This is a genomic window from Micromonospora sp. DSM 43699, from assembly GCF_055517075.1.
In genome coordinates this window covers 1-4,741 of record NZ_JBTMMT010000129.1, presented here as the reverse complement: position 1 = coordinate 4,741, position 4,741 = coordinate 1, and the positions used below count along the sequence as shown (strand labels likewise).

The window sequence follows — 4,741 nt, the reverse complement described above, 5'->3', positions numbered from 1 at the left end:
GGGGGGGCCCCCCCCCCCCCCCGACGAGGGTACGCAGATCAGCGCCGGGTGCAGGTCAGCGCCGCCCGGGTGCAGGTCAGCGCCGCGTGCTGGACTTCGCGGCGGCCCGTCCGGCCTCGATCGCCTTGCCGAGGTCGTCGGCCGGTCGGCCGGAGACGTCGGTGGCACCCTCGGCGACCGAGGGAACCTTGTCGTCCGGGTGGATCACCGGCTTGCCGGTCGACGTGTCGGCGGCCACGGCGGAACTGCCGACACCGGTGGACGGCGTCGCCGAACCGGTCGGCGTGGACCCGCTCGCCGAGGGGGTCTCCACCACCAGGATGTCGACCCCGTCCCGGGCGGACTCGACGTCGGCCGTGGCCCGGACACCGGATGCGCCAATTCCACCGGCGGTGTTCTCGGTGCCGGAGGCACGGGCGGCGGGGGTGGTGTCGATGCCGTGGGTCGGGTCGTACTCGGCCCATTCCTGCTGCTCGCGGCGGCGGCGCATGGCCATCGCCCCGGCCACCCCGGCCACCGTACCGGCGACCAGCAGGCCGGCCATCATGCCGCGCGACGTCCGCTTCTTCTTCCGGGCCTTCGGGCTCTTCGCCTTGATCTTCTTGCTCACCGCGGCCTGCCTGGCGGCGGCGGCCTTCTTACCTGCCACCGCCTTGCCGGCGGCCTCGGCCTGGGCGTTGCGCACCGCCAGGGCGACCGGGGCGAGCGCCGCGACAGTCGACGCGAGCCCGCTGGAAGCCCGGTCCCGCACCACGACCGCGGTCGGCGCGACGGCCCCCCGGGCCGCCTGGACCCGTGGGCCGACAGTGGCGCCGGCACCCTTCGCCGCGTGCGTGGCAGCCTGCTTCAGGTGACCGATGCCCTGGTGCAGCTCCACCTTTGCCAGCTGCCCCTGGGTCTTGCGCCGCCCGATTCCAAACACGGTCCCACCTCCTGGGAGTTGTTCCTTCGTCATCCTCCACCTTCGGATGCCTCCGCAATGCCAGATCGGGCACATGGGAGGATCCGCATGGAACTGACCAACGAGTGAGGAGTACCCGTGGCCGAGGCTATCTACGCCACCTTGCACACCAACGCTGGCCCGATCCGGCTGGAACTCTTCGGCAATCACGCTCCGAAGACGGTTCGTAACTTCGTCGACCTGGCCGAGGGCAACAAGGAGTACACCGACCCCCGCACCGGGCAGCCGGGCAACGGGCCGTACTACGACGGCACCATCTCGCACCGGGTGATCAGCGGCTTCATGGTCCAGATGGGCGACCCGACCGGCACCGGCCGGGGTGGTCCCGGTTACACGTTCGCCGACGAGTTCCACCCCGAGCTGCGCTTCGACCGGCCGTACCTGCTGGCGATGGCGAACGCCGGGCCGGGCACCAACGGTTCGCAGTTCTTCATCACCGTCGGGGCGACCCCGCACCTGAACAACCGGCACACCATCTTCGGCCAGGTGGCCGACGAGCAGTCGGCGAAGGTGGTCGACTCGATCGCGAACACCCCGACCGGCCCGAGCGACCGACCGCTGCAGGACGTGGTGATCGAGCGGGTCGAGATCGAGCGCACCGGAGCCTGATCGCGCCCGCGAGGTACCTTTGCACGCATGACTGAACGCTCCGGGCCGGCCGGCGACGCCACCGGCGGGTCGGTGCCGACCACCCCGGTCTGCTACCGCCACCCCGACCGGGAGACGTACCTCAGGTGCTCCCGATGCGACCGGCCGATCTGTCCGGAGTGCATGCGGGACGCCCCCGTCGGCCACCAGTGCCCGGAGTGCGTGAACGAGGGACGCCGCAGCGTACGGCCGGCGCGTACCGCCTTCGGTGGTGGTGCCGCCGGCCGTCGCGGCGTGGTCACCCGCACCCTGATCGCGCTGAACGTGCTGGTGATGATCGTCTCGGTGCTCAGCGACCGGGGCGGCGACTCGATGATCGGCGGGTCCGGCTTCGGCGGCCTGCTCGGTGGCGGCACCCCGCTGACCCAGTGGGGCTCGGTGCTCAGCTACGCGTCGTACGTGCCGTTCGGCGAGGCGCACGGGGTCGCCTCCGGCGAGTGGTACCGACTCGTCACCGCGATGTTCCTGCACTACGGCCTGGTGCACCTGCTGCTCAACATGTGGGCGCTCTGGGTGCTGGGGCGGGAGTTGGAGGCCCTGCTCGGGCCGCTGCGCTTCCTCACCCTCTATCTGGTGGCCGGGCTCGGCGGCAACGTAGCGGCATACCTGTTCAGCAGCCCCAACACCGCATCGGCCGGTGCCTCCACGGCGATCTTCGGGCTGTTCGCGGCGATCTTCGTGCTGATGCGCCGGCTGGGCCGGGACACCTCGGCGATCCTGCCGATCCTGGTGATCAACCTGATCTTCACCTTCACCGTCCCGGGCATCTCCATCCCGGGCCACGTCGGCGGGCTGGTCGTCGGGGCGCTGATGGCGCTCGTGCTGGCGTACGCCCCCCGGATGCGGCGCTCGGTCTTCCAGGCGGCCGGCACGGCGGTCATCCTGGTGGCGCTGCTCGGCCTGGTGATCGTCCGCACCGTCATGCTGCTCGGCTGATCCACGGATCACGGACGGGCGGCCCGCCACGCCACCTGGCTGAGCCACGGATCACGGACGGGCGGCCCGGACCTCCTCAGCCACCTCGGTCGGCGACGCGCCCAGGTCGGCCCGGCCGAGCAGGTGCAGGGTCTCGCCGGCGTCGATCTCCAGCGTCTCGCCGGTCAGCCCGAACCGGGTCCGCCGGCCCACGGTGACCGCCTCCACCGCGTCCCACGGCAGGTGACGCCGCCCGGCGTACCCCCGGACGACGGTGATGCCGCCGGCGTCGACCGCGAGGCGGACCGGGGCGACCAGGTCGCGTACCGCCCAGCCGGCCAGGCCCACGGCGGCGGCGACGGCCAGCGCCAGTTGGACCGGGTCGCCGGCGGCGAGCAGCAGCCCGAGGGCGACCAGACCGAGCGCACCGGCCAGCTTCACCGCCGGGAGGGCCGGAGGGACCCGCCACTGGCGGGCCGGAGACGATGGTGGATGCACCACCCCAGCATGCCAGCCGGAACCGTCCGGCCCCGGTGACCGGACGACCCACCGATCGACGGCACGGTCGAGGGCATGGGGGTGCGGGACGATCCGCCGGTAGTATCGACACAGCCGAGGTTACCGGGGAGTAGTCATGAGTGACGCAGTCATCGTCGGTGCGGTACGCACCCCGGTCGGGCGACGCAAGGGCGGCCTGGCCGAGGTCCACCCGGTCGACCTCTCGGCGCACGTGCTGCGCGCCCTCGCCGACCGGACCGGCATCGACCCCGGCCAGGTCGACGACGTGATCTGGGGCTGCGTGTCCCAGGTCGGCGAGCAGTCCTGGAACATCGCCCGCAACGGCGTGCTCGCCGCCGGCTGGCCCGAGTCGGTGCCCGGCACCACCCTCGACAGGCAGTGCGGCTCCAGCCAGCAGGCCCTGCACTTCGCCGCCGCGACGGTCCTCTCCGGTCAGGCCGACCTGGTGGTGGCAGGTGGCGTCGAGTCGATGACCCGGGTGCCGATGGGGGCCAGCGTCGGCGACGGCATGCCGTTCAGCACCCAGCTCCGCGCACGTTACCGGGGCGTCGAAGGATTCGCCGACGACCAACCGCTCCCGTTCAACCAGGGGGTCGGCGCCGAGCTGATCGCCGCCCGCTGGCGCTTCTCCCGTGCCCAGCTCGACGAGTTCGCGCTGGCCAGTCACGAGAAGGCCGCCGCCGCGCAGGACGCTGGGGCGTTCGACCCCGAGCTGGCCCCGGTACCACTGCCCGACGGCGGCACGTTCACCACCGACGAGGGCATCCGCCGGGACACCTCCCTCTCGGTGCTCGGTGGGCTGAAGACCCCGTTCCGCGCCGACGGCGTGGTCACCGCCGGGTCCGCGTCGCAGATCTCCGACGGGGCCGCCGCGCTCGCCGTCACCACCGCCGAGTGGGCCGGCCGGCACGGCCTGCGCCCGTTGGCCCGGGTACACACCGCCGTGGTCGCCGCCGACGATCCGGTCACCATGCTCACCGCCCCCATCCCGGCCACCGCGAAGGCGCTGCGCCGCGCCGGCCTGGGCATCGAGGAGATCGGCGTGTACGAGGTGAACGAGGCGTTCGCCCCGGTGCCGCTGGCCTGGCTGGCCGAGACCGAGGCCGACCCGGAGCGGCTGAACCCGCGCGGCGGCGCTATCGCGCTGGGCCACCCGCTCGGCGCGTCCGGTGCCCGGATCATGACGACGATGCTCCAGCACATGCGGGACAACGACATCCGGTACGGCCTGCAGACCATGTGCGAGGGCGGCGGCATGGCCAACGCCACCATCCTCGAACTTCTCTAGCCCTCCACCCAGCCCGGCCCTAGCCCAACCCACCTGGGGCGATCAAGGACCCGGAACAGTGGGTGACCGCGGACGAGCCGCCGACCGCCGCCCAGGAGTCGCCGGCGCGCTCCACCCGGCCGCCCGAGCGGTAACCCCACCCGCCCGCACCGCCCGCGCCACCCTGCCCAATCACCCCGCCCAACCACCCGCCTGATCACCCCGCCCGGTCACCTCGCTCAGCCCCCACCCCGCCCGATCACCTCACCCGGTCACCTCGCTCAGCCCCCACCCCGCCCGATCACCTCACCCGGTCACCGCAGAGCTGGCCCGCCCAGCCCCGCGATGGGCCGCACAGCCCGATCGCCGCGGGACTGACCCAGAGAGCAAGATCATCACAGTTGGGGCAATGTAGCGGCATTCAGATGGCT

General features: G+C 72.6%; 5 protein-coding genes. 3 read left to right on the top strand and 2 right to left on the bottom strand.

Going from position 1 to position 4,741, the window contains the following annotated elements; translation table 11 throughout:
* Positions 1–76: 76 nt before the first annotated feature.
* Positions 77–955, bottom strand: coding sequence for a hypothetical protein (locus tag AC0AIB_RS30785; protein ID WP_328341192.1), 879 nt, complete (start codon positions 953–955; stop codon positions 77–79).
* Positions 956–1,039: 84 nt separating this feature from the next.
* Here AC0AIB_RS30785 and AC0AIB_RS30780 point away from each other — a divergent pair, with 84 nt between their 5' ends.
* Both AC0AIB_RS30780 and AC0AIB_RS30775 read left to right on the top strand, forming a co-directional pair.
* A complete protein-coding gene (locus tag AC0AIB_RS30780; protein ID WP_328341194.1) occupies positions 1,040–1,570 on the top strand; it encodes a peptidylprolyl isomerase in 531 nt (176 codons plus the stop codon).
* 27 nt (positions 1,571–1,597) lie between these two features.
* The gene (locus tag AC0AIB_RS30775; RefSeq protein ID WP_328341196.1) at positions 1,598–2,545 is read left to right on the top strand and encodes a rhomboid family intramembrane serine protease; all 948 of its coding nucleotides are present in this window, start codon (positions 1,598–1,600) and stop codon (positions 2,543–2,545) included.
* 51 nt (positions 2,546–2,596) lie between these two features.
* On the opposite strand, the gene AC0AIB_RS30770 is transcribed toward AC0AIB_RS30775, so the two are convergent.
* A complete protein-coding gene (locus AC0AIB_RS30770; protein ID WP_465098021.1) occupies positions 2,597–3,022 on the bottom strand; it encodes a PH domain-containing protein in 426 nt (141 codons plus the stop codon).
* 136 nt (positions 3,023–3,158) lie between these two features.
* Between AC0AIB_RS30770 and AC0AIB_RS30765 the strand changes: the two genes are divergently transcribed.
* Positions 3,159–4,331, top strand: coding sequence for a thiolase family protein (locus AC0AIB_RS30765; protein ID WP_465098020.1), 1,173 nt, complete (start codon positions 3,159–3,161; stop codon positions 4,329–4,331).
* Positions 4,332–4,741: the final 410 nt, after the last annotated feature.

Bases quoted from the DNA above. Each gene is read 5' to 3' on its own strand.
- AC0AIB_RS30785 (WP_328341192.1), bottom strand. From the start codon at position 955: ATGACGAAGGAACAACTCCCAGGAGGTGGGACCGTGTTTGGAATCGGG.
- AC0AIB_RS30775 (WP_328341196.1), top strand. From the start codon at position 1,598: ATGACTGAACGCTCCGGGCCGGCCGGCGACGCCACCGGCGGGTCGGTG.
- AC0AIB_RS30765 (WP_465098020.1), top strand. From the start codon at position 3,159: ATGAGTGACGCAGTCATCGTCGGTGCGGTACGCACCCCGGTCGGGCGA.